At 63.5% G+C, this 20,905-nt stretch carries 19 protein-coding genes; 6 read left to right on the top strand and 13 right to left on the bottom strand.

Annotated elements, in window-relative coordinates:
- Positions 1–44: 44 nt before the first annotated feature.
- Positions 45–971: an AEC family transporter gene (locus AC5RU9_RS19900; RefSeq protein ID WP_494017822.1), complete on the bottom strand. Its 927-nt coding sequence runs from the start codon at positions 969–971 to the stop codon at positions 45–47.
- A gap of 206 nt (positions 972–1,177) precedes the next feature.
- Complete coding sequence (locus AC5RU9_RS19895) at positions 1,178–1,777, bottom strand: TetR/AcrR family transcriptional regulator (RefSeq protein ID WP_494017821.1); 600 nt, start codon at positions 1,775–1,777, stop codon at positions 1,178–1,180.
- Between the two features lie 205 nt (positions 1,778–1,982).
- On the opposite strand from AC5RU9_RS19895, the gene AC5RU9_RS19890 reads away from it, so the two are divergent.
- The 4 genes from AC5RU9_RS19890 to AC5RU9_RS19875 are packed head-to-tail and all read left to right on the top strand — an operon-like array spanning position 1,983 to position 6,043.
- Entirely contained in the window at positions 1,983–3,464 is a 1,482-nt protein-coding gene (locus AC5RU9_RS19890; protein WP_494017820.1) for an APC family permease, read from the top strand.
- Between the two features lie 49 nt (positions 3,465–3,513).
- Positions 3,514–4,317: a MoaF C-terminal domain-containing protein gene (locus tag AC5RU9_RS19885; protein WP_494017819.1), complete on the top strand. Its 804-nt coding sequence runs from the start codon at positions 3,514–3,516 to the stop codon at positions 4,315–4,317.
- 58 nt (positions 4,318–4,375) lie between these two features.
- Positions 4,376–4,708, top strand: a complete 333-nt coding sequence (locus AC5RU9_RS19880; protein WP_494017818.1) for a cupin domain-containing protein — start codon at positions 4,376–4,378, stop codon at positions 4,706–4,708.
- 12 nt (positions 4,709–4,720) lie between these two features.
- A complete protein-coding gene (locus AC5RU9_RS19875) occupies positions 4,721–6,043 on the top strand; it encodes a flavin monoamine oxidase family protein (protein ID WP_494017817.1) in 1,323 nt (440 codons plus the stop codon).
- On the opposite strand, the gene panD is transcribed toward AC5RU9_RS19875, so the two are convergent.
- The 5 genes from panD to AC5RU9_RS19850 all read right to left on the bottom strand — a co-directional run bounded on the left by panD (position 6,040) and on the right by AC5RU9_RS19850 (position 11,621).
- Positions 6,040–6,471 (bottom strand): aspartate 1-decarboxylase, encoded by a 432-nt coding sequence (gene panD / locus AC5RU9_RS19870; RefSeq protein ID WP_211713571.1) that lies wholly within the window; start codon positions 6,469–6,471, stop codon positions 6,040–6,042. The two genes, AC5RU9_RS19875 and panD, sit on opposite strands and share 4 nt — an antisense overlap.
- Positions 6,472–6,497: 26 nt before the next feature.
- Positions 6,498–7,895, bottom strand: coding sequence for a rhamnulokinase (locus tag AC5RU9_RS19865; protein ID WP_494017858.1), 1,398 nt, complete (start codon positions 7,893–7,895; stop codon positions 6,498–6,500).
- 113 nt (positions 7,896–8,008) lie between these two features.
- A complete protein-coding gene (locus AC5RU9_RS19860; RefSeq protein WP_494017816.1) occupies positions 8,009–10,048 on the bottom strand; it encodes a bifunctional aldolase/short-chain dehydrogenase in 2,040 nt (679 codons plus the stop codon).
- Between the two features lie 2 nt (positions 10,049–10,050).
- The gene (rhaI, locus tag AC5RU9_RS19855) at positions 10,051–11,217 is read right to left on the bottom strand and encodes an L-rhamnose isomerase (RefSeq protein WP_494017815.1); all 1,167 of its coding nucleotides are present in this window, start codon (positions 11,215–11,217) and stop codon (positions 10,051–10,053) included.
- On the bottom strand, positions 11,214–11,621 hold the full coding sequence (locus AC5RU9_RS19850; RefSeq protein ID WP_494017814.1) for an L-rhamnose mutarotase: 408 nt from the start codon (positions 11,619–11,621) through the stop codon (positions 11,214–11,216). Before AC5RU9_RS19850 ends, rhaI begins: the two co-directional genes overlap by 4 nt.
- Positions 11,622–11,745: 124 nt before the next feature.
- Here AC5RU9_RS19850 and AC5RU9_RS19845 point away from each other — a divergent pair, with 124 nt between their 5' ends.
- A complete protein-coding gene (locus AC5RU9_RS19845) occupies positions 11,746–12,762 on the top strand; it encodes a LacI family DNA-binding transcriptional regulator (RefSeq protein ID WP_494017813.1) in 1,017 nt (338 codons plus the stop codon).
- Positions 12,763–12,843: 81 nt separating this feature from the next.
- Here the strand turns inward: AC5RU9_RS19845 and AC5RU9_RS19840 are convergent, their stop codons facing one another.
- Genes AC5RU9_RS19840 through araB form a run of 4 tightly spaced genes read right to left on the bottom strand, consistent with a single transcriptional unit; the run spans position 12,844 to position 17,753 of the window.
- Positions 12,844–13,740: an aldose 1-epimerase family protein gene (locus AC5RU9_RS19840; protein WP_494017812.1), complete on the bottom strand. Its 897-nt coding sequence runs from the start codon at positions 13,738–13,740 to the stop codon at positions 12,844–12,846.
- Positions 13,737–15,257, bottom strand: coding sequence for an L-arabinose isomerase (araA, locus tag AC5RU9_RS19835; protein WP_494017811.1), 1,521 nt, complete (start codon positions 15,255–15,257; stop codon positions 13,737–13,739). Before araA ends, AC5RU9_RS19840 begins: the two co-directional genes overlap by 4 nt.
- A gap of 49 nt (positions 15,258–15,306) precedes the next feature.
- Positions 15,307–16,014 (bottom strand): L-ribulose-5-phosphate 4-epimerase, encoded by a 708-nt coding sequence (locus tag AC5RU9_RS19830; protein ID WP_494017810.1) that lies wholly within the window; start codon positions 16,012–16,014, stop codon positions 15,307–15,309.
- Positions 16,011–17,753 (bottom strand): ribulokinase, encoded by a 1,743-nt coding sequence (gene araB, locus AC5RU9_RS19825; RefSeq protein ID WP_494017809.1) that lies wholly within the window; start codon positions 17,751–17,753, stop codon positions 16,011–16,013. The genes AC5RU9_RS19830 and araB overlap by 4 nt, the downstream gene beginning before the upstream one ends.
- A 185-nt stretch (positions 17,754–17,938) precedes the next feature.
- Between araB and AC5RU9_RS19820 the strand changes: the two genes are divergently transcribed.
- Complete coding sequence (locus AC5RU9_RS19820) at positions 17,939–18,367, top strand: hypothetical protein (RefSeq protein WP_494017808.1); 429 nt, start codon at positions 17,939–17,941, stop codon at positions 18,365–18,367.
- Here the strand turns inward: AC5RU9_RS19820 and AC5RU9_RS19815 are convergent.
- Both AC5RU9_RS19815 and xylB read right to left on the bottom strand, forming a co-directional pair.
- Positions 18,364–19,380: a LacI family DNA-binding transcriptional regulator gene (locus AC5RU9_RS19815; RefSeq protein ID WP_494017857.1), complete on the bottom strand. Its 1,017-nt coding sequence runs from the start codon at positions 19,378–19,380 to the stop codon at positions 18,364–18,366. The two genes, AC5RU9_RS19820 and AC5RU9_RS19815, sit on opposite strands and share 4 nt — an antisense overlap.
- Positions 19,381–19,449: 69 nt before the next feature.
- Complete coding sequence (gene xylB / locus AC5RU9_RS19810; protein ID WP_494017807.1) at positions 19,450–20,880, bottom strand: xylulokinase; 1,431 nt, start codon at positions 20,878–20,880, stop codon at positions 19,450–19,452.
- Positions 20,881–20,905: the final 25 nt, after the last annotated feature.

Below are 20,905 nucleotides of genomic sequence, written 5' to 3'. Positions count from 1 at the left end.
AACCAGCCATTGGGGTGAGGCTACAAACCCCTCCGGGGCGCCGACTAGGTGAGCAGTAGTGCCACGGCGATCATGGCGGGCACTGCCACGATGGTGGTGATCAGCACGGTGTCCTTGGCCACGGTGATCCCGGCCTGGTACCGATTGGCCGCGACGAAAACGTTCTGGGCTGTCGGCAGCGCTGATGTCACGACGACGGCGAACAGCGCGTGCCCGTCCATCCCCAGGGCGAACCGAGCGAACAAGTACGCGATCAAAGGATGCACCACCAGTTTGAAGCCGCTGGCCAACAAGGTGTCCAGTCTCCGCCCGGTGTCTTTCTGGAGGGGTTTGGAGCCGTTGAGGCTCATGCCGAACGCCATCAGCATGGCCGGGATTGCTGCTCCGCCGATCAGGTGGATGGGTTCCAAAATCAGCGTGGGCACTTGGAATCCGGTCCCCGCCACCAGCAGGCCGAGCGCGGAGCCCACGATCATGGGGTTCTTCACGATCATCAGCAGGAAGCGCAGGGGAGTGGTCCGGTGCGAGCTGGTGCTGGCATCCAGTGCCATCAAGTACATCGGTGTGAAGAACGCCAACTGGAAGATCAACAGCGGGGCCACATAGCTCGCATCGCCCAGGACAAACACAGCTATGGGGATGCCCAGGTTCGCCGAGTTCGCCAAGGATGCGCTCATGGAGGACATGAGGGCTTCGGGCATCGAACGCTTGAGCCAGAACTTCACGATCAGGAAGAACAGGAGGCCGGTGATGACAGCGCCCACGGCCGTGACCAGAAGCGGTGCAGCGAACACGTCGTGCAGCTTGGCCTTACTCAGGGTTTCAAAGAGGAGCGCGGGGCTCGCCACAAAGAATGTCAGTGAACTCAGGACGGACCGGGCGTTCTCGCCCAGAATGTTGCGGCGTCCAACATACATGCCCACCAGGATGATGGCCCACACCACGAAGAACCCCTGCAGTACGCCAATCATGGCAGCGTACGGGCGGGGGCTTTTTGGGTCACGAACTACAGCCTAGCCAGAACCTTCCAGCCAGTAAGCGTTTTCTGCCGGGCGTTCCGTCATATGGACAGTGGAGCTTTTGTGCAGCTGGCGACCCAAGGGCGCCTTCTTTGCCGCCTTATCTCTACCAAAACGTGCTCGACGCCGGGGTCTGCGGTGGGTGCCGGCGTCGGACTCTATTTCGTGGCTGGCTTTTTGGTTGTTCCGTTCGCCGTCTCCAGTGCGGAGATCATATGCCCTACCTGAATGACGGCGGACCTGATCCGGTGGGGGTCGCTGATGGTGAGGAATTGAAGCATGAGGCCGTCGAGGGCGGCGAAAATGGCAAGCGAGGCTTCGTTGCGTGTGTCCAGTCCGCGGCGCGTCAGGGCCTCCTCCACTGTGCTGACGTAGTTCGCGTAGAGGCGCTCCACCATCGAGCGGATCTGCGGGTTGCGCCTGGATTCGAGGATCATTTCGAACTGAAACAGCTGAAGCTCCGGTTCGGCGGAGACGGTGGCGATGAGTGTATCGGCGAAGGTCCCATCGAAGTCCGCGATCCCCGACAGCCCGGTTTCCTCAATGGAGCGCTGGACGGACCATTCCATGGTGGCGGCCAAGAGACCTTCCATGGAGCCGAAGTGATGCGTGACCAGTGCATGGTTGACGCCGGCCTTGGCGGCAACTGATCTGTAGGTTGCGCCGCGCAGGCCCTTTTCCGCCACGACCTCCAGTACGGCAGCCAGAAGGGCATCCCGACCGTCTCCGTAGGGCAGCTTGCGTGCTTCCTGGCTCATATAGCGAGTCTAGCGGTGGCGAAATGAGGGGTGGGAACCCATTGACACCCCAAACTATACAAACGTATAGTTTGGAATGTGGCCCGGATCACGCGCCACCAAGAGCAGCTTCAGCCTCACCGCCCGGACGTTGGATCCGGGCCCCAGGGCACCCTATCCCTCCGCAGTGGCGACGATGCCGGTGCATTTCGGAAAGAACAGCCTCATGAACGAATCCAGTCAGACCTCGGCCCCCGTCGGTCCCCAGGGCACCGGCCCCAAAGATGCCGGCCGCCAACCTGCCGATCCCTCGGCAGGTGCCGTCCGCCTCAGGGCGAACAAGCTTGGCGTTGGTGCCATTGCCTTCTTCGCCATAGCTGCGGCTGCCCCCATGGCCGCAGTGGTGGGAGCCAGTCCCGTCATCTTCTCCGCAAGCGGGCCCGGAACCCCGGTGATCTACGTGATTGCGGCCCTCTTGGTAGCCCTCTTCTCAGTCGGATACCTGAGAATGAGCCAACACATCACCAACGCAGGCGGCTTCGTTGCCTACATAGCCAAGGGCTTGGGCAACAAGTGGGCCACGGGCGGCGCTGGCATCGCCATCCTTACCTATCTCAGCCTTCAAATCGGGTTGTGGTCCCAGTTTGGCGTCTTCGCCCAGCAGCTCGTGGAAAGCCTCACAGGCCTTGGGCTACCGGTCTATTTCTGGATCGTCGTTGTCATGGCACTCACCACGGTGCTGACCATGAAAGGCGTGGACGCCAGCTTAAGGGTGCTGGGAGTCCTCATCCTCGGCGAAACGCTGGTGGTGGCCGCGCTTGTCGCCTCATTGATCGCGCAAAAGGGGCTGGGGATCTTTACGTTCGCAGGGTTCACCGGTGAGAACATTTTTGGACCCGGCCTCGGGATCTCACTGCTGTTCGCCTTTGCCTGCTTCACCAGCTTTGAGGCCACAGTTGTCTTCGCCGAAGAAGCAAGGAATCCGCGCCGCACCATCCCCCGCGCCGCCTACCTGGTCATTGCCTTCATCGGCGTTTTCTACATGTTGTCCACGTGGGCCATCAGCGGAGCAGTAGGGATCGACGGAATTCAGGCTGTAGCCACCGGGAATCCGTCCGGGATGATCTTCGACCTCGCCGAGTCCAGCGGTGGGGCATGGCTGAGTCTCGCCATGCAGGTGTTGGTGGTCACCAGCTTCATCGCGATGCTCCTGGGCCTTTCCAACATGTTCTCCCGCTACCTCTTTGCTCTGGGCAGGGCAGGCGCACTCCCGGCCAAGTTGTCTTCCGTTTCCGCAACCGGGGCACCTGCCTTTGCCGGCTTGGTCAATTCCCTGGTTGTCCTGGCAGTGATCAGCGCCTTCCTCTTGGCCGGTGCTGACCCGATCGCCACGGTTTTCGCCTGGTTTGTAGCCCTGGGAACGGCAGGATTCATCTCCATCCTGCTGCTGACCTCCGCCGCCGTTCTGGTGTATTTCGCCCGGGCCGGGATCCGTGACAACCTCTGGGTCACGGTGATCGCACTCGCACTTTCCTTCCTGGCGTTTGTTGTAGTGGGCTACCTGACCTTGGACAACTATGACGTCCTGCTCGGCGGCGCGGGAGGGGTAGCACGCTGGCTCCTCCATGGCATCCCGCTGATTTTTGTGGCCGGCCTGATCCGGGGAAGGCAAAAGCCCGCAATCAACTACGCCGCCGAAATTGTCTGACCTGAACTCTCTGACCCACATCGGCTCATTCAACAAAAGGAACAAACTCATGACCTCCACGGAACTCCAGGATTACGTACCCGAGGAAGAATGGCCCCCGGTCTCCACCATGCTGGACGGCTTCGGGGATCAGACCCTGCCTGCGTCTCCTGCGCTTGCCGCGACGACTCTTTTCCTTCAGGCAGCTGATGGCACCCCGACCGAGTACAACTTCCTCACCTCGTCAACGCTGACGTGGAACGAGGGCGCTGCCAGCGGGACCGCTGCCTACAAAGCGATTGAAGCCCGCCCCGGAATCTTCATCATTGATTTCGTCAGGGGACACGACGGCGGCAATGACGCCGACGCCGACAACGTCACCATCATTTTCGACCACGCCACAGGTGCCGTCACCACCGCCGTCTCCAGGTTTGTCACCTCGGACGGCAAGGTCCGGGGAACTACCCACTTCACGCACACCAACGCCAGCGGCCAGCCGGCGGTTCACCAACGGTCTTCTGACCTCGTGGGCAAGCGCATCTTCTACCGCTACAGCGACGTCGAATCCTATGAGCACATCTACCTCAACCAAGGGACTTTCACATGGCACTGCGTTCGGGGAGGGGAAGCCGGACTCGCTGATACCGACCGGTGCATGACGTGGGCTGTCGCGGAGGACCTGTACATCTTCTTCTGGACCGAGCAGGTGATGACCGTAGAAGCAGTGCTCTTGATCGATTTGCGCGAGCAACGCTCCATCGGGCGGATGTTTGGCTGGGACAATCCTGCCGCGGAAGCAGTCTCTTTGCCGTTCAACTCCAGGCTCACTGTCCTGAACACCACGAGCTACCCCCAAGACACCCACAAGCACTGACACCCGCAAGCACTAAGTTGAGCCCCCTCCGCCAATCCACCACCAGAGGAGCATTACCATGTCCCAGGTCTTTCATGCCCACCTTGACCACGCAGCGTTTGAACCGTTTGCGCTTGGATCTGTCCAATGGCTCCGGCGCCCCGGAGACAACGGGAATGAGGCGCTCAGCGGCGGCATCTGGAAGGTCACGCCCGAGGAAGCGCCGGAACCGTTCGACCTGCCGATTGACCAGGATGAAACCATTTACATCGTCTCCGGCGAACTCCGCATTGAGGTCAAGGGCGGGAACACCCTTGAGCTGAGTGAAGGTTCCATGGCTTCGTTGTCCAAGGGGGCAATGACCCGCTGGACAGTTCTGGAGCCGACCATCGAATTCTTCGTCTACAGCTGAGGAACGGGCAAAGTGGAAACCTCCGACGTCATTGTTATCGGCGCTGGCTTTGCCGGTCTCACAGCAGCAAGGGAACTGTCCCGCAGCGGACACTCCACCATCCTGCTCGAGGCCAAGGACCGCATCGCCGGACGAACCCACCTGGCGGAGCGCCTTGGCCGGAACCTGGAACTCGGTGGCACCTGGGTGCACTGGACCCAGCCATATGTGTGGGCGGAAATGGGGCGGTATGGGATCAAGGCCCTGCCGGGACCGGAGTTCACCAAGACTTTCTGGACCGTGGACGGACAGCGGCATGAAGGCACCGCAGACAGCTTGCTGGAATTGCTCGATGGACCAAACCGTCTGCTGCTGGCTGACTCGAGGCGCTATTTCCCGATGCCGTGGTCACCGTTGGAGAATCCCGACGTGGCAGAGATCGACGAGCTCACCCTTTCGGAGGCCATAGATCGCCTGGGTCTTCCTGAGGATCAGCGACAGCTCCTGAGATCCTTCTGGACCCTGAATTTCAACGGCAGGCTGGACAAAGCCGCCTACACCCAGGCGTTGCGCTGGTGCGCCGTGGCCAGTGGTGACTGGCAGCTGATGTTTGAGGCGTGCGCCAGCTTCAAGATCGACGGCGGCACCCGCCGCCTCGCCGAGGCGCTCCTGGCGGATTCAACGGCGGAGCTGCGGCTGAACCAGGTGGTCGCGTCCATCGAACAGGATGCCGAGGGAGTCCTGGTGACAACCAAAGCGGGCAAACAATACAAGGCCCGTCAGGCCATCCTCGCTCTCCCGCTCAGTGTGCTGAACGACATCAACATCCAACCAGCGTTGTCGCCGGGTAAGCGGGAGGCGGCAGCAAGGGGACAGGCAGGCCGCGGCGCAAAATTGTGGATGAAGGTGGAAGGCCGTCAGGAAAGGTTCGTCGCGTTTGGGCCCGAAACCGCCGCCCTGAACTTCGCCCAAGCTGAGTACATCGATGAGGACACCACCACACTGGTCTGCTTCGGTCCCGACGCCGGGGCCGTGGATGTCACAGACGTCGCGGCAGCACAACGGCACCTTGACGCCATAGTTCCGGGTTTGAAGGTGCTCGATGTTGCGGGACACGACTGGGTGGCCGACGAGCATGCACGATCCACCTGGCCCATGCACTACACCGGATATCTCACCCGGTACCTGGCCGAACTCCAGCAGCCCGAGGGAAGAATCCGCCTCGCGGGATCTGACATGGCCAACGGCTGGGGAGGCTTCATCGACGGTGCGATCGAGAGCGGCCTCGACGCTGCCCGCCAAGCAGCGTCCGCCCTCGGCAATGACACAAGTTCGAGCGTTGCTGTTAAGGCTTAGCTGAGGTGCGCCGCGTTGCTCAACGCGTGGGGTGGGCGCATGAGCCCGGGCGTGTGGGCCTCGGCGGGGTCGTTACCCAGCTGGAGGATTTGGTTGTCCGTGCCGACATGGACCACCTTGGGCTGGTAGGACTTGGCCTCTTCGGTGGTCATCTGCGCGTAGGTGATCAGGATCACAAGATCGCCCACGTGGACTTGGTGGGCAGCGGCACCGTTGATTCCGATCACGCCGGAACCGCGCTCGCCGGCGATGGTGTACGTCTCCAGGCGGGCACCGTTGGTGATGTCCACAATGGAGACGAGCTCGCCGGGAAGAATGTCGGCCGCGTCCAGGAGGTCCAGGTCGACAGTGACCGAACCGACGTAGTGTAGGTCGGCGTGGGTCACCGTTGCGCGGTGAATCTTGGACTTGAACATTGTGCGGATCATAATGCGACCAGTTTAGCGCGGCACCCTCATCCGGCGCTGTGACGTACCAGACGTTCAGCCGGCTCGTAGCGTTCCAGGCTCGTCCCTGCCACCACCAGCGCACGCAGCTCGGCGAGTCCGCCGGCCATCACGCCGCTTGCGCGCGCCTGCACCAGGACATTGCCCAATGCAGTGGCCTCCACGGGGCCTGCAATGACCGGTTTTCCGGTGGCGTTCGCGGTCAACTGGCAGAGGAGCCGGTTTTGCGAGCCACCGCCCACGATGTGCACCACTGCGGTGCTGCGGCCGGTGAGCCGTTCGGCGTCGGCCAGTGTACGTGCGTAACCAGCGGCGAGGCTATCCATAATGCAACGCACGACGGCGGCAGGTCGGTCCGCGAGCACCGCGCCGGTGTTTCGAACGGCAGCGCGGATCCGGTCCGGCATGTCATCCGGTGCGGTGAAAGAGGGATCGTCGGCGTTGATCTGCGGCCCGCCGTCGGGGAGTGCCGCTGCAGAGTCGAGCAAAGCCGGCAGGGACTGGTTGAAACCCTGCGCGGCCCAGGAACGCTGGCATTCGCTTAACAGCCACAGCCCACCAACATTGCGCAGGTAGCGGATGGTGCCATCAACTCCACGCTCGTTGGTGAAGTTGGCTTGGCGGCCGGCCTCGGTCAGGACCGGAGCGTCCAACTCCACTCCCACCAAGGACCACGTCCCGGAAGAGATGTAGGCAAAGTCCTCGCCCTCAGCGGGGACTGCGGCCACGGCGGAGGCGGTGTCGTGCGAACCAACAGCCACCACCTTCGTGCCAGCTGAAAGGCCGGTCCGCTCAACAACGGAGGGCAGCAAGGTACCAACGGTCTCGCCGGGCTGAACGAGCGGCGGGAAGATATCCCGAGGCAAGCCCAACGCATCAAGGAACCCCAACGCCCACTGGCCCGCAACGGCGTCGAAAAGTCCTGTGGTGGAGGCGTTCGTGGCCTCGGTTCGACGTTCACCGGTGAGCAGGAAAGCGATGAGGTCCGGAATCAGCAGGGCCTGGAGTCCATCCACGTCCTTTTCGGTGGCGAGCTGGTACAGGGTATTGAACTGCAGGTACTGCAGGCCGGTGGTGGCGTAGAGCTTTTCGGGCGGGATCACTGCGTGCACGCGCTCAACGGCGGTGCGGCTGCGCTCGTCCCGGTAGCTGAACGGCACCGAGGTGAGGTTGCCGTCTTTATTGATGAGACCGTAATCCACCGCCCACGTGTCGATGCCGATGCTTGCGATGCGCTCCCCTTTCCCTGCAGCCACGGAAGCGGCAGCCGCGAGGCCGCTCAGTACCTCAGCGAACAGGGCGTCGAAATCCCAGTGAAGGCCGCCGTCGAGCCCGATGACCCCGTTGGGGAACCGATGGATCGTTTCCAGCGAGATGCCGGACGTCGGCGATACACGGCCCAGCATGACGCGGCCGGAGGAGGCCCCAATATCGATGGCGGCAAACACTGTGTGAGAGGACACCGTCCCGGCGTGTGCCGGGACGGTGTTAGTGGATGCTTCGTTTGTCACGGTTGGGCCTAGCGCAGGAAGGCAGCTGCCACGCCGGCGTCCACGGGGATGTGGAGGCCGGTGGTGTGGGAGAGTTCGTTGCTGGTGAGCACGGACGCGGCGTTGGCCACGTGTTCGGGCAGGACTTCGCGCTTGAGGAGCGTGCGCTGGGCGTAGTACTTGCCCAGTTCCTGCTCGTCCACGCCATACACCGCCGCACGTTTGGCGCCCCAGCCGCCGGCGAAGATACCCGAGCCGCGGACCACGCCGTCGGGGTTGATGCCGTTGACGCGGATGCCGTGATCGCCCAGTTCCGCCGCGAGCAGGCGGACCTGGTGGGCTTGGTCGGCTTTAGTGGCGGAGTAGGCGATGTTGTTCGGGCCCGCGAAAACAGAATTCTTGGAGGAGATGTAGATGATGTCTCCGCCCAGGCCCTGATCGATCATCACCTTCGCGGCGGCTTTGGAGACCAGGAACGAGCCCTTGGCCATGACGTTGTGCTGGAGGTCCCAGTCCTTCTCCGTGGTTTCCAGCAACGGCTTGGAGATGGACAGGCCGGCGTTGTTGACCACCAGGTCCAAGCCACCGAACGCGAGCACGGCTTCCTGAATGGCAGCGGCGATCTGGGCTTCGTCGGTGACGTCGGCTTGGACGCCGATGGCGACGTCGGAGCCGCCCAGTTCCTCGGCTACCTTTTGGGCGTTCTCAAGGTTCAGGTCGGCAATGACGACGCACGCGCCGTCGGACGCCAAACGGGTAGCGATCGCCTTGCCGATGCCCGACGCCGCACCGGTCACCAGCGCGATGCGGGTGGCGTGGGACTTGGGCTTGGGCATCCGGGCGAGCTTGGCTTCTTCCAGCGCCCAGTATTCGATGCGGAATTTCTCGGCTTCCTCGATCGGGGCGTACGTGGAGATGGCCTCTGCGCCGCGCATCACATTGATGGCGTTGATATAGAACTCGCCTGCCACGCGGGCGGTCTGCTTGTCCTTGCCGAAGGAGAACATGCCCACGCCGGGGACCAACACGATCGCCGGGTCAGCGCCGCGAAGTGCGGGGCTGTCCGGGGTTGCGTGGCGGTCGTAGTACGCCTGGTAGTCCTCGCGGTAGGCGGCGTGGAGTTCCTTCAAGCGGGTGACCGATTCCTCGATGGAGGCGTCGGCCGGCAGGTCCAGGATCAGGGGTTTGACCTTGGTGCGCAGGAAGTGGTCGGGGCAGGAGGTGCCCAGCGCGCCGAGACGCGGGTGCTCTTCCGCGGCGAGGAATTCAAGTACTGCGGTGTCATCGCTGAAGTGTCCCAGCTGAGGTTTGTCGGTGGAGGCCAGGCCGCGGATCACCGGGGCGAGGGCTGCGGCTTTGGCGCGGCGCTCCGCCTCGGGGAGCGGGGCGTAGCCGGGGAGTGCGGGGCCGAAGGGCTCGGATTTGCCGTTGTCCTTGATGTAATTCTCGGCCTGATCGATGATCCACAGCGAGTTGGCTTCGGCCTCTTCGCTGGTGGCGCCCCAGGCGGTTATGCCGTGGCCGCCCAGGATGGTGCCGATGGCCTGCGGGTTGGCTTCCTTGATCGCCGCGATGTCCAGGCCCAGCTGGAAACCGGGACGACGCCACGGAACCCACACCACCTTGTCGCCGAACACCTTGGAGGTCAGTGCCTCGCCATCCACCGCCGTCGCGATCGCGATGCCCGAGTCCGGGTGCAGGTGGTCCACATGTGCAGCGTCAACGAGGCCGTGCATGGCGGTATCGATCGACGGCGCAGCGCCGCCCTTGCCGTGGAGGCAGTAGTCGAACGCGGCCACCATTTCGTCTTCACGTTCGACGCCGGGGTAAACGGACTTGAGTGCCTGCAGCCGGTCCAGCCGGAGTACGGCAAGGTTCTCAGCTTTGAGGGTGCCGAGGTCGCCGCCGGAGCCTTTGACCCAGAGGAGTTCGACGTCCTGGCCCGTGACGGGGTCCTTTTCGGTGCCCTTGGCGGAGGTGTTGCCGCCGGCGAAATTGGTGTTCCGCTTGTCCGCGCCGAGTCGGTTGGAACGGTTGATCAGCTCTTCAACAGTGGTGTTGGTAGTCATGCTTAAGCGCCCCATCCGGCTTGCTGGCCGCCTGCGCGGTCCTCGTTGATCTTCTTCTGGTATCCGCTGGCCTTGTACGCGGCCATTGGGTCGGCGGGCAGGCCGCGGGACTCGCGCCACTGCGCCAGGACCGGGCGGACATCGGTGTAGAAGGCATCGTTGAAGATGCCGTTGGCGGCCAGTACATCCCCGGCACGCTGGGCCTCGGTGAGGGCTGCCGTGTCCACGAGCAGGGCACGCGCGGTCATCTCCTGGACGTTCAACACCGAGCGGATCTGGCCCGGGATTTTCTCTTCCAGGTTGTGGCATTGATCCAGCATCAGGGCAACCCCGGAGTCCTTACCGAAGCCACCGCCACGGATCACCTCGTGCATGATGCGGAACAGCTGGAACGGGTCAGCGGCGCCAACAATCAGATCATCGTCGGCGTAGAAGCGGGAGTTGAAGTCGAAGGACCCCAGCTTGCCCAGGCGCAGCAACTGCATCACGATGAACTCGATGTTGGTGCCCGGTGCGTGGTGGCCGGTGTCCAGGCAAACGAACGCCTTCTCGCCCAACGCCAGGGTCTGCGCGTAAGAAGTACCCCAGTCCGGGACGTCGGTGTGGTAGAAAGCGGGCTCGAAGAACTTGTACTCCAGAACCAGGCGCTGCTCATCGCCGAGAGCCGCGTAGATTTCCTGCAAGGATTCGGCGAGGCGGTCCTGGCGACCCCGCATATCGTCCTGGCCCGGGTAGTTGGTGCCGTCAGCCAGCCAGATCTTCAGGTCCTTGGACCCGGTGGCGTGCATGATGTCGATGCACTCCAGGTGGTGATCGATGGCCCGGCGGCGTACGGACTCGCTGGAGGAGGTCAGGGAGCCGAACTTGTATTCGTCATCCTGGAAGGTGTTGGAGTTGATGGTGCCCAGCCCAACGCCCAGTCCTTCGGCATACCCGCGAAGCGCGGAGTAGTCATCCACTTTGTCCCACGGAATGTGCAGGGCAACGGTGGGAGCCAGCCCCGTCAGCTCGTGAACCTTGGCGGCGTCGGCGATCTTTTCCTCAACGGTGCGCGGCGTTCCCGGGGTGCCGAACACCTTGAACCGGGTCCCTGAATTTCCGTAGGCCCAGGACGGCACTTCAATGGCCAGTTCCCCTAGACGGCCCAGGGCCGATTCTGTGGTGTTCATGCTTGTTCCTTTTGGTATTCGTGGGCTGGATCTTTGTCTATGTGTGCGGCGCCTGCGGGCTCTGTGACGGCTCCCGCTGCGGCCAGTTGATCCTCGAGGTTGAAAACTTCCTCGATGATCTCGAAACCTTGGTCTGGAGGGAGGTCGCTGTCCGCGAAGAGGTTTGCCATCTCTGCCTGCCAGCGGGCATTGACCTCGGTCAGGGCCATCTGCGTCTGCGCTGCCTCGTAGTCTTCGCATTCCAAGTAGCCGATCAGTTGGCCATCAGGGGCGAGGAACAGGGAGTAGTTGTTCCACCCCGCGCTCTTCAGCGCTGCCAGCATCTCCGGCCATACGGCGGCGTGGCGCTCCTTGTACTCGTCCATCAGTTCCGGCTGGACTGAAGAGCGGAAACAAACCCTCATATGAGATCTCCGGGCTACTCGTCTTTGAATCGTTTCATTTGTTACGATTCAAATTACCCTCGGAAACGGAAGGGTGTCAAGGCGTTTCCTGCACTTTGACTTCGGCCCACGGAGATCGGAAAGCATGTCCACGACAGCCAGCATCAAAGACGTTGCCACCCATGCGCAGGTAGCCGTGGGAACTGTTTCGAACGTGCTGAATTATCCGGACCGCGTTTCGCAGCGGACCAAGGAACGTGTCCTGAAATCCATTGCCGAACTCGGCTTCGTACGCAACGACGCCGCCCGTCAACTCCGCGCAGGACAAAGCCGGACCATCGGCCTGATTGTGCTCGACGTCGGAAACCCCTTCTTCTCGTCGGTGGCACGTGCTGCTGAAGATGCCGCTGCGGCTCTGGGAAGCGTGGTGCTGGTGGGGGACAGTGGCCAGGATGCGTCCCGCGAAGCGCACTACATGGACCTGTTCCAGGAACAGCGGGTCCAAGGCCTGCTGATCTCGCCCGTCGGTGATGTGGCCCAGCGGATCGATACCCTCCGTGAGCGCGGCGTGCCCACCGTCCTGGTGGATGAATTGGCCGACACCGAGCGGTGCAGCTCAGTGTCCGTTGATGATCAGGAAGGCGGCTTTTTGGCCGCCAAGCACCTGCTTGACCTGGGCCGTCGTCGTCTGGCTTTTGTTGGCACGCCCTCTATCCGCCAAGTGGCCAGCCGACTCAAGGGCGCGCAGCGCGCCGTTTCGGAGGTGGACGGAGCGTCGATTGAGGTGCTCGACTCTGCCGGGCAGACCGTCCTCGCGGGGCGTCAGCTCGGCAACAAACTGGTGGAGCGTTCTCCGGACAAGCGCCCCGAAGCTGTGTTCTGCTCCAACGACCTCCTGGCCCTGGGCGTCATGCAATCACTGACCATGCTGCGAACGGTGCGGATTCCCGAGGACATCGCACTCATTGGCTATGACGACATCGATTTCGCCATCTCCGCTGTGGTGCCGCTGTCCTCGATCCGGCAGCCCACGGAAGCGCTCGGCCGCACGGCGATCGAGCTGCTTGCCGAGGAACAGGACAGTGGCGGCACCAAGCACAGGGCCGTGGTGTTCACCCCCGAACTCGTGGTCCGTCAAAGCACTGCGGGCGCTGACAGTTAGCGCCCGCCACACCCAAGTAGGGGACAGGAAACGTTCCACTGAGCGCCCAGTAGAGCGTTTGCTGTCCCCTAGTTGGGTGGGCTACAGGGCGTAGATGCTCCACGATGCCGTGTGCTCGGTGCCGGGCTCAAGCCGGATCAGGTCCCTGCCGCTGTTGAACGCATCCGGTGGGCAGGTCATAGGTTCCACAGCCAGGCCGATCCGGCTCGGAATGGGTGCCGGCTTGTCCGCTGTGTGGATCTGTAGCCACTGGGAGCTTTCGTCCCAGGACATTCCGACGCCGGTGCCCGCCGGGTCCCGCACGGAAAGCCGCGCCAGCCCGCCGTCGAACGTCAGGCCTGCGAAGGCGTGGTCCATCTCGGTATTCCCGATGGCGCGCGCTGAACGGAAGTCGAAAGCATGGCCTTCAACGGGTGCCAGCGAAAGTGGCAACAGCCTGTCCGGGGTGACTTCAAGGAAGGAATCCGCGGCAAACTCGAGCACCCACTCATCCAGCGGCGAAGAACCGGCCACCAGGTACGGGTGCGGGCAGACGCCATAGGGGGCTGCCACGTCCGCAGCATTCACAGCCGTCACGGAGGTGTGCAACCCGGATTCGTCCAGCACGTACCGGGCCGAAAGTTCCAGCACGAACGGGTAGCCCGCGCTGGGTCCCACCGTGCAGGTCAAGGTGAGGGAACCGGCGTCGTGCTCTTTCAACGTCCAGTCGAGCGGAAAAGCAAGCCCGTGCAGCGACGTTTGCCGTTCGGGTTCGTTGACCGGCAGCTGGTGCGTGACTCCGTCGAAGGTGTACGTGCCGTCCGCGATCCGGTTAGGCCACGGTGCAGCGATGATGCCGCGATAGTCGGGGATGGGGCCGCCGGCCGGGAACGGAACAATAAGGTCGCGCCCATCGAACCGGAGGACGCGCAGGGCAGCCGCGCGGGCGGTCACAACAGCCGTGTAACCGCCCGCGCTCAGCGTGAATTCAGTGCTCACAGGCCGCCGGCCAGCTTGTAGTACGCGGCGTTCCAGTTGAGTTCCTTCTTGAACTGTTTGATGGTGGTGCCTTCGTCGATGGTGAGGAGTTCGGTCTTGGCGATTTCGGCGAAGTCCTCGAACACTTCCAGGCCCACCTGCGTGGACAATACCGTGTGGTGCGCGGCGCCGGCGGTGAGCCACGCGGCGGCCGAGGTGGCGAAGTTGGGCTTGGGCTCCCAGAGCGCGCGCGCCACGGGCAGGTTGGGCAGCGGTTGGTCGAGGTCGACGACGTCCACCACGTTCGCCACCAAGCGGAACCGATCGCGCATATCAGACAAGGCGACGACGATGCCCGGGCCGGCGTCGGTGTCGAAGACCATGCGGACGGGATCTTCCTTGCCGCCAATACCCAGCGGGTGGATCTCCACGCGCGGCTTCTTGACGGTCAGCGACGGGCAAACCTCCAACATGTGCGCGCCCAGGATCTTCTCGCTGCCCGGCTCCAGGTGATACGTGTAGTCCTCCATCAGCGACGCGCCGCCGGGCAGGTTCCCGCCCATGACCTTGGCCGCGCGGACCAGGATGGCGGTCTTCCAGTCACCCTCCGCGCCGAAGCCGTAGCCGTCGGCCATGAGCCGTTGGACCGCCATGCCGGGGAGCTGGCGCAGTTCGCCCAGATCCTCGAAAGAGGTGGTGAAAGCGGCCGAGCCGTTCGCTTCCAGGAAGCTGCGCAGTCCCAGCTCGATGCGTGCGCTGTAGCGCAGCGATTCGTGGCGGTCGCCCCCTGCTTTGAGTTCGTCAACCACCTCGTAAAGGCGCTCGTACTCCGCAACCAGGGCATCGACGTCGGACTCTGCGGCGCCGTGGACAGCCTCGGCGAGCTCATTCACGGACCACGTGTTCACCGAGACGCCGAAGCGCAGCTCGGCTTCGGTCTTGTCGCCTTCGGTAACTGCGACGTTGCGCATGTTGTCGCCGAAGCGGGTCAGCTTCAGCGTCCGGACGGCGGCCCATCCGGCGGAGGCGCGCTGCCAGGCGCCCACCTGACGGGCGACCTCAGGGTTGCTGACATGCCCGACGACGGTCTTCCGCGGCACGCCGAGGCGCGACTGGATGTAACCGAATTCGCGGTCACCGTGCGCTGCCTGGTTGAGGTTCATGAAGTCGAAGTCGATGTCCGCCCACGGCAGGTCCCGGTTGGCCTGGGTGTGCAGGTGCAGGAGCGGCTTGCGCAGGGCGTCAAGGCCCTGGATCCACATCTTGGCGGGGCTGAAGGTGTGCATCCAGGCAGTCACGCCGATCACCGCGTCATCCGCGTTGGCTTCCAGCGCCGTGCGGCGGATGGCGTCCGAGTCGGTGAGGACCGGCTTCCAGACAAGCTTCACCGGGACGTCGCTGTTGGCGTTGAGGGTGTTGGCAATCTCCTGCGACTGCGCTGCGACCTGCTTGAGGACGTCCTCGCCGTAGAGGTGCTGGCTGCCGGTGAGGAACCAGACCTCGTACTGCTCAAGTGACGTGTTGTTGGCCTTTGCCATGGGGGTGCTCCTGGGGTTGTGTTCTTGTCCGGGCTGGGCTGCTGAGGGCTTAGCGGCCGTAAACGTTTTGGTAGCGGTCGTACAGCGACTCGATCTTGGCTTGGTCGATGGGAAGTGGTTCGCCCAGCTGACGGGAAATGTGCACGGTCCGGGCTACTTCCTCGCACATGACAGCGGCCTTGACCGCGGACCGGGCGTCCTTGCCGATGGTGAACGGCCCGTGGTTCTGCATCAGCACGGCGGGGGAGTTGGAGTTCTTGAGCGTCTCCACGATGCCTTGGCCGATGGAGTCGTCCCCGATCAGCGCGAACGGCCCCACGGGGATGGGGCCACCGAATTCGTCGCCCATCATGGTCAGAACGCAGGGGATTTCCTCGCCGCGGGCAGCCCAGGCTGTGGCGTAGGTGGAATGCGTGTGCACCACGCCGCCAACCTCGGGCATGTGCCGGTAGACGTAAGCGTGCGCGGCTGTGTCCGAGGAAGGCGAAAGATCCGGATTCCCCCAGTCAACGGTGCCCGCGCTGCCGGTGTTCATGCCCCGGACCGGTGTGCCGTACAGGTCGGTGACCACCATGAGCTCCGGTGTGAGGTCGTCGTAGGAAACCCCGGACGGCTTGATGACCATGAGGTCGTGGCCTGGAATGCGGCCGGAGACGTTGCCCGCGGTCCACACGACCAGTTCGTATCGGGTCAGCTCTGCGTGAAGTTCGCAGACTTCCTTGCGAACCCTCGCGATGGTGTCCAGGAGCGCGCTCATGCGGACACCCGCTCTGCGGCGTCGGTGGAAGAGTTCGACGCCGGCTCGGTCACCCTTGCGGTGCCCTGCGCCTCGCGCTGGATCGCCTTGAGGCGGTGCATGACATTGTTGGTTCCGCGGCCGAAGTAGTCGTGCAGGGTCCGGTATTCCTGGAAGAGGACGTCGTATGCAGCAACGTTTTCAGGAATGGGCGTGTACACAGCGCCGGGAGCTGCGGCCATGGATGAGGCGGCTTCGCGGATGTCCTTGTACTTCCCGGCAGCGACGGCAGCGTGGATGGCGGAGCCGAGCGCGGGGCCCTGCTCGGAACCGATCGTGGAAAGCTGCAAACCGGTGATGTCCGCGTAGACCTGCATGAGGAACTTGTTCTTCAAGAGCCCACCGGCCACGATGAATTCCTTGACGGGGACACCGGAATCGCGGAAGGCGTCCACGATGGTGCGGGTGCCGAACGCCGTGGCCTCCAGTAGGGCCCGGTAAGTGTCCTCGGGCTTGGTTGCCAGGGTTTGGCCCACCACGATGCCGGAAAGTTCATGGTCAACCAGCACTGACCGGTTGCCCGAGTGCCAGTCCAGGGCGATGAGTCCGTGCTCGCCAATGGCCTGTTTCTCAGCGAGTTCCGTGAGGTATTCGTGGATGCTTTTACCTTGGGCTGCGGCGGCGTGGTGGTATTCCGGCGGGACGCCGTTCTTAGTGAACCAACCGAAGATGTCGCCTACTCCGGACTGGCCGGCTTCGTAGCCCCACAGGCCGTCAACGATTCCGCCGTCAACGACACCACACATGCCCGGGACCTCGCGGAGGACGTCGCCGTTCATGACATGGCAGGTGGAGGTACCCATGATGGCAACAAGCTGTCCAGGCTCCACGGCATTGGCTGCCGGTGCGCTGACGTGCGCGTCAACGTTTCCCACGGCTACGGCAATCCCTGCCGGAAGGCCCGTCCAGGCGGCGGCTTCTTCCGTGAGCTGTCCGGCGGCGTCGCCCAAACTGCCGATGGTGTGCTCCAGTTTTTCGGAGACGAAATCCTTGAAGTGGGGATTGAGCTCGGCGAGGAAATCCTCCGACGGGTACTTTCCATCCTGGTAGATGCCCTTGTATCCGGCTGTGCAGGCGTTCCGGACGTAGTTTCCACATAGCTGCCAGACGATCCAGTCGGCGGCTTCAACCCAGTGATCCATGGCGCCGTAGACTTCGGGGTCCTCTTCGAGGAGTTGCAGGCCCTTGGCGAATTCCCATTCGGAGGAGATCAGGCCGCCGTAGCGGGGGAGCCAGGATTCGCCACGCTTTTCAGCAAGCTGGTTGATGCGGTCCGCTTGTGGTTGGGCGGCGTGGTGGCGCCACAGCTTCACGAAGGCATGGGGTCGGTCAGCGAAGCGGTCCACCTCGTTCAGCGGCGTGCCGTCCGCCGTCGTCGGGACCATGGTGCAGGCGGTGAAGTCGGTGGCGATGCCCACCACCTTCTTCGGGTCGATGCCGGCATCGGCGACGGCGGCCGGTACAGCATTGCGCAGGACGTCGCGGTAGTCGTTAGGGACCTGGAGCGCCCAGTCGGCGGGCAAACGCTGGCCGCTGCCGGGAAGCTTTTCCGTGACCACGGCGTGCGGGTATTCGAACACGCCACTGCCGAGCTCGGCACCGTCCGAGACGCGCACGACGACGGCGCGGCCGGAGAGGGTGCCGTAGTCCACGCCGATGACGAATTGCTCATCGAGGGGGGAATTTTCTGAGGTATTCATGAGGTCTCCATCCGGCTGGCCAGGGCCTCATTGCCGGGGTTCGGGGTGGAAAAGTGAAGAAGGTCTGATGCAATTGTTAGCGCTCACAACTTTGATGTCAAGAGCGGTTCCGCTGATGTGTCCAAGTCCGCTCACGGGTAGGGTGGCAGGACAAACTGTTTGGGGGAACATTGAGATACCGCGAGATGACGTCCGTCGCCGCCGCTGTTGCGGTCCTGTTGCTTACCGGGTGCTCCAGCTACCCCGGAATTGCGGCCGTACAACGGCCCGCCGAGGCAAAAGACGCACTACCCGCCGATATTCGGAGCGAAAAACCTGACTTGCCCTCAGACTTCCGACTTTTGGCCGAGGACGACGGGGTTAAGTACTTCGCAGCTGAGAGCCCTGAGCACACGACCGCCTGCATCGCCGCCTACCCCGTTGACAAGCCGGACCAATGGACGCTGGCTTGTTCCGATGGGATTACCGGCGAACGGGAAATCGTGACCACCAGCCACACGGGGCAGCCCACCGTGAAGCTGGTGACAACCGGCTTCGACACCAAGGCCCTCGAAGCAGAGGGCTGGCGCAAGGTTCACGACAATGTCTGGGTGGGGGCCGTAGCCAACCCCTAGGCCTGCCCCGCTTGGCGGGTACCGGCTTGGGTGGGTCCGGCTTGGGCTGTGGTGGAGCGGACAACCAGGCGCGGCGTGACCGTCGCCGGCGCGTGCGACGTGCCCTTGTCCAGGTACTCGAGCAGCAGATCGATGCAGCGTTGGCCGAGCTCTTCGAAGTCCTGCGCAACGGTGGTCAGTGGCGGAATGAAGTACGCGGATTCCGGCTGGTCATCGAAACCCACCACACTGATGTCGGTGGGAACCTGGACGCCGGTCTCGTTGAACGCGCGCAGTACCCCCAGAGCCATCTGGTCGTTGGCAACAAATAGAGCCGTCACCGAGCGCTCCGCAGCGATCTTCAAGCCTTCGCGGTAACCACATTCAGCGCTCCAGTCGCCCTCGATCAGTGTGGCTGGCTCAAGCCCCGCCTCAGCCAAAGCATCCCGCCAGCCGTCGATGCGCGCGGCCGCGTCGATCCAATCGGCGGGCCCGGACAAGTGGCCGATCTGCGTGTGGCCAAGGTCCAGAAGGTGTTGGACTGCGAGCCGGGCTCCTTGCCGTTGGTCGACTGTGGCGCCGCTGAGGTTCTCATCGCCCACGGACCCGACGGCTACCAGTGGAACCTGGGCTGTGATATCCCGCAGGACATCAAAAGTTCCGGGGTGGGGCACCGTGACCACAATGCCGTCCACGCCCTGGTCCATGAAATGGGCGATGGCGTCCTTGATGGTTTCCGGCGTGACTTCGCGCAGGCCCGCAACGCTGACGAAGTAGCCGGCGTCCCTCGCCGCTTGCTGGACGCCCAAAAGTGTGTGGGATGGTCCGTACTGGGCCAGTTCGCTGCCGAGCACACCAATGGTTTGGGAGCGTCGGGTTACCAAGCTACGTGCGGCTACGTTGCGGCGGTAGCCCAGATCGGTGATGGCCTGTTCGACGCGCTCGCGGGTCTTGGAACTCACGTTGGGGTGGTTGTTGAGCACCCGTGAAACGGTCTGATGGGACACCCCGGCGACGCGGGCGACGTCCTCCATGACCGGAGGGCGGGTTGGTGCGGTTCGTTCAGAGCTCACCCTGTCACGATAGAGCACTGGCCACGATGATCAGCCGATGGCCGCCCTTGCGGCGTAATGGCGGTACCTCGTAAGGAAGGCGGCGGGCGCGTCGCCGTTCCGTGCACTCACGTTCACGCCTTTCACTGGCCAGTCAGGCAACGTGCCCGCCAGGACACCCGCTGCCTGGCGCGCGGCGCCATCTGCAACGTACTCGCCCGGCTTCGGCACGAACACCGGAACCCCGAATACAGCGGCGGCGACCTCCTGGACGGCTCCGGATTGTGCGCCGCCACCTACCAGGATGACGCGCTGGGCCGCGACGCCCTGGGCCAGGAGTGCGGCCAGGCCATCGGCGAGGGAGCACAGCACACCCTCGAATGCGGCCCGGGCCAGGTTGGCGGGGGTGTAGTTGGAGAGGGTGAGGCCGTGGAGCGAACCAGTGGCGTTCGGCAAGTTGGGTGTCCGTTCGCCCTCGAAGTACGGCACCATGGTCAGCCCGCCGGATCCTTCCGGTGCGGACAAGGCCAGTTCGCCAAGTTCGTGGAGGGTCACGCCCAGCAAAGCGGCGGTGGAGTCGAAGAGCCGTGTGGCGTTGAGCGTGCAGGCGAGGGGAAGATAATTGCCGGTCGCATCAGCGAAACCTGCCACCAATCCACTGGCGTCGTGTGAGGAAACCTCCGATACGGCGAATACCGTCCCCGACGTGCCGATGGATATGACGACATCACCGACGGTGGCACTGACGCCCAGGCCTGCGGCAGCGTTATCGCCAGCGCCCGGCCCGATCAAGGCGCCTCCCGGAGTCTTGCCTGCCACTTCCAAAGGCCCCACGACGGTGGGCAGCACCGGTACGTGTCCCAGCGTGCTTCGAAGTACTTCGGGAAGGTACTCGCCGGTGGTGGCCGAAAAGTAGCCGCTGCCGGAGGCGTCGGACCTGTCGGTGCGGAGGAGCTCCAGCGACGCGGGCCCTGTTCCTGGACCGTTGCCTGCCAGGCGCCATGACAGCCAATCATGGGGAAGGCACACCGCGGCCGTACGGGCGGCGTTGTCCGGCTCATTGCGGGCCAACCAGCGCAGCTTGGTGGCCGTCAATGAAGCGACCGGCACGGTTCCTGTGCTGCTTGCCCACTGGGCGGCACCGGCCACTGAATCGCCATCACCGGCCTCCCGGATGAGATTCTCGGCGTCCGGTGCTGAACGGGTGTCGTTCCACAGCAGGGCCGGGCGAACAACGTCGCCGGATTCGTCGAGGCACACCATGCCATGCTGCTGCCCACCGATGGAGATGGCGTCCACATCATCCAAACCGCCCGCGTCCGTGATCGCTTCCTGCAGCGCAGCCCACCAGTGCTCAGGGTGAACCTCGCTTCCCTCCGGGTGGGAAGCCCGGCCCTGACGCACCAGGGCACCTGTGGCTGAGTCGCGGATGATCACCTTGCAGGACTGGGTGGAGCTGTCGATCCCGGCTACGAGAGGCATGCGTAATTCCTTTGGAGGACATCGC

This window comes from Arthrobacter sp. B0316-5-4, assembly GCF_059090325.1.
The sequence above is the reverse complement of the archived record's forward strand: the minus strand, read 5'-3'. Positions and strand labels throughout refer to the sequence as shown.

Excerpts from the sequence above, each read along its gene's own strand:
- AC5RU9_RS19900 (WP_494017822.1), bottom strand. The coding sequence starts at position 971 with ATGATTGGCGTACTGCAGGGGTTCTTCGTGGTGTGGGCCATCATCCTG.
- AC5RU9_RS19895 (WP_494017821.1), bottom strand. The coding sequence starts at position 1,777 with ATGAGCCAGGAAGCACGCAAGCTGCCCTACGGAGACGGTCGGGATGCC.
- AC5RU9_RS19890 (WP_494017820.1), top strand. The coding sequence starts at position 1,983 with ATGAACGAATCCAGTCAGACCTCGGCCCCCGTCGGTCCCCAGGGCACC.
- AC5RU9_RS19885 (WP_494017819.1), top strand. The coding sequence starts at position 3,514 with ATGACCTCCACGGAACTCCAGGATTACGTACCCGAGGAAGAATGGCCC.
- AC5RU9_RS19880 (WP_494017818.1), top strand. The coding sequence starts at position 4,376 with ATGTCCCAGGTCTTTCATGCCCACCTTGACCACGCAGCGTTTGAACCG.
- panD (WP_211713571.1), bottom strand. The coding sequence starts at position 6,471 with ATGATCCGCACAATGTTCAAGTCCAAGATTCACCGCGCAACGGTGACC.
- AC5RU9_RS19865 (WP_494017858.1), bottom strand. The coding sequence starts at position 7,895 with ATGCTGGGCCGTGTATCGCCGACGTCCGGCATCTCGCTGGAAACGATC.
- AC5RU9_RS19860 (WP_494017816.1), bottom strand. The coding sequence starts at position 10,048 with ATGACTACCAACACCACTGTTGAAGAGCTGATCAACCGTTCCAACCGA.
- rhaI (WP_494017815.1), bottom strand. The coding sequence starts at position 11,217 with ATGAACACCACAGAATCGGCCCTGGGCCGTCTAGGGGAACTGGCCATT.
- AC5RU9_RS19850 (WP_494017814.1), bottom strand. The coding sequence starts at position 11,621 with ATGAGGGTTTGTTTCCGCTCTTCAGTCCAGCCGGAACTGATGGACGAG.
- AC5RU9_RS19845 (WP_494017813.1), top strand. The coding sequence starts at position 11,746 with ATGTCCACGACAGCCAGCATCAAAGACGTTGCCACCCATGCGCAGGTA.
- araA (WP_494017811.1), bottom strand. The coding sequence starts at position 15,257 with ATGGCAAAGGCCAACAACACGTCACTTGAGCAGTACGAGGTCTGGTTC.
- AC5RU9_RS19830 (WP_494017810.1), bottom strand. The coding sequence starts at position 16,014 with ATGAGCGCGCTCCTGGACACCATCGCGAGGGTTCGCAAGGAAGTCTGC.
- araB (WP_494017809.1), bottom strand. The coding sequence starts at position 17,753 with ATGAATACCTCAGAAAATTCCCCCCTCGATGAGCAATTCGTCATCGGC.
- AC5RU9_RS19820 (WP_494017808.1), top strand. The coding sequence starts at position 17,939 with ATGACGTCCGTCGCCGCCGCTGTTGCGGTCCTGTTGCTTACCGGGTGC.
- AC5RU9_RS19815 (WP_494017857.1), bottom strand. The coding sequence starts at position 19,380 with ATGGAGGACGTCGCCCGCGTCGCCGGGGTGTCCCATCAGACCGTTTCA.
- xylB (WP_494017807.1), bottom strand. The coding sequence starts at position 20,880 with ATGCCTCTCGTAGCCGGGATCGACAGCTCCACCCAGTCCTGCAAGGTG.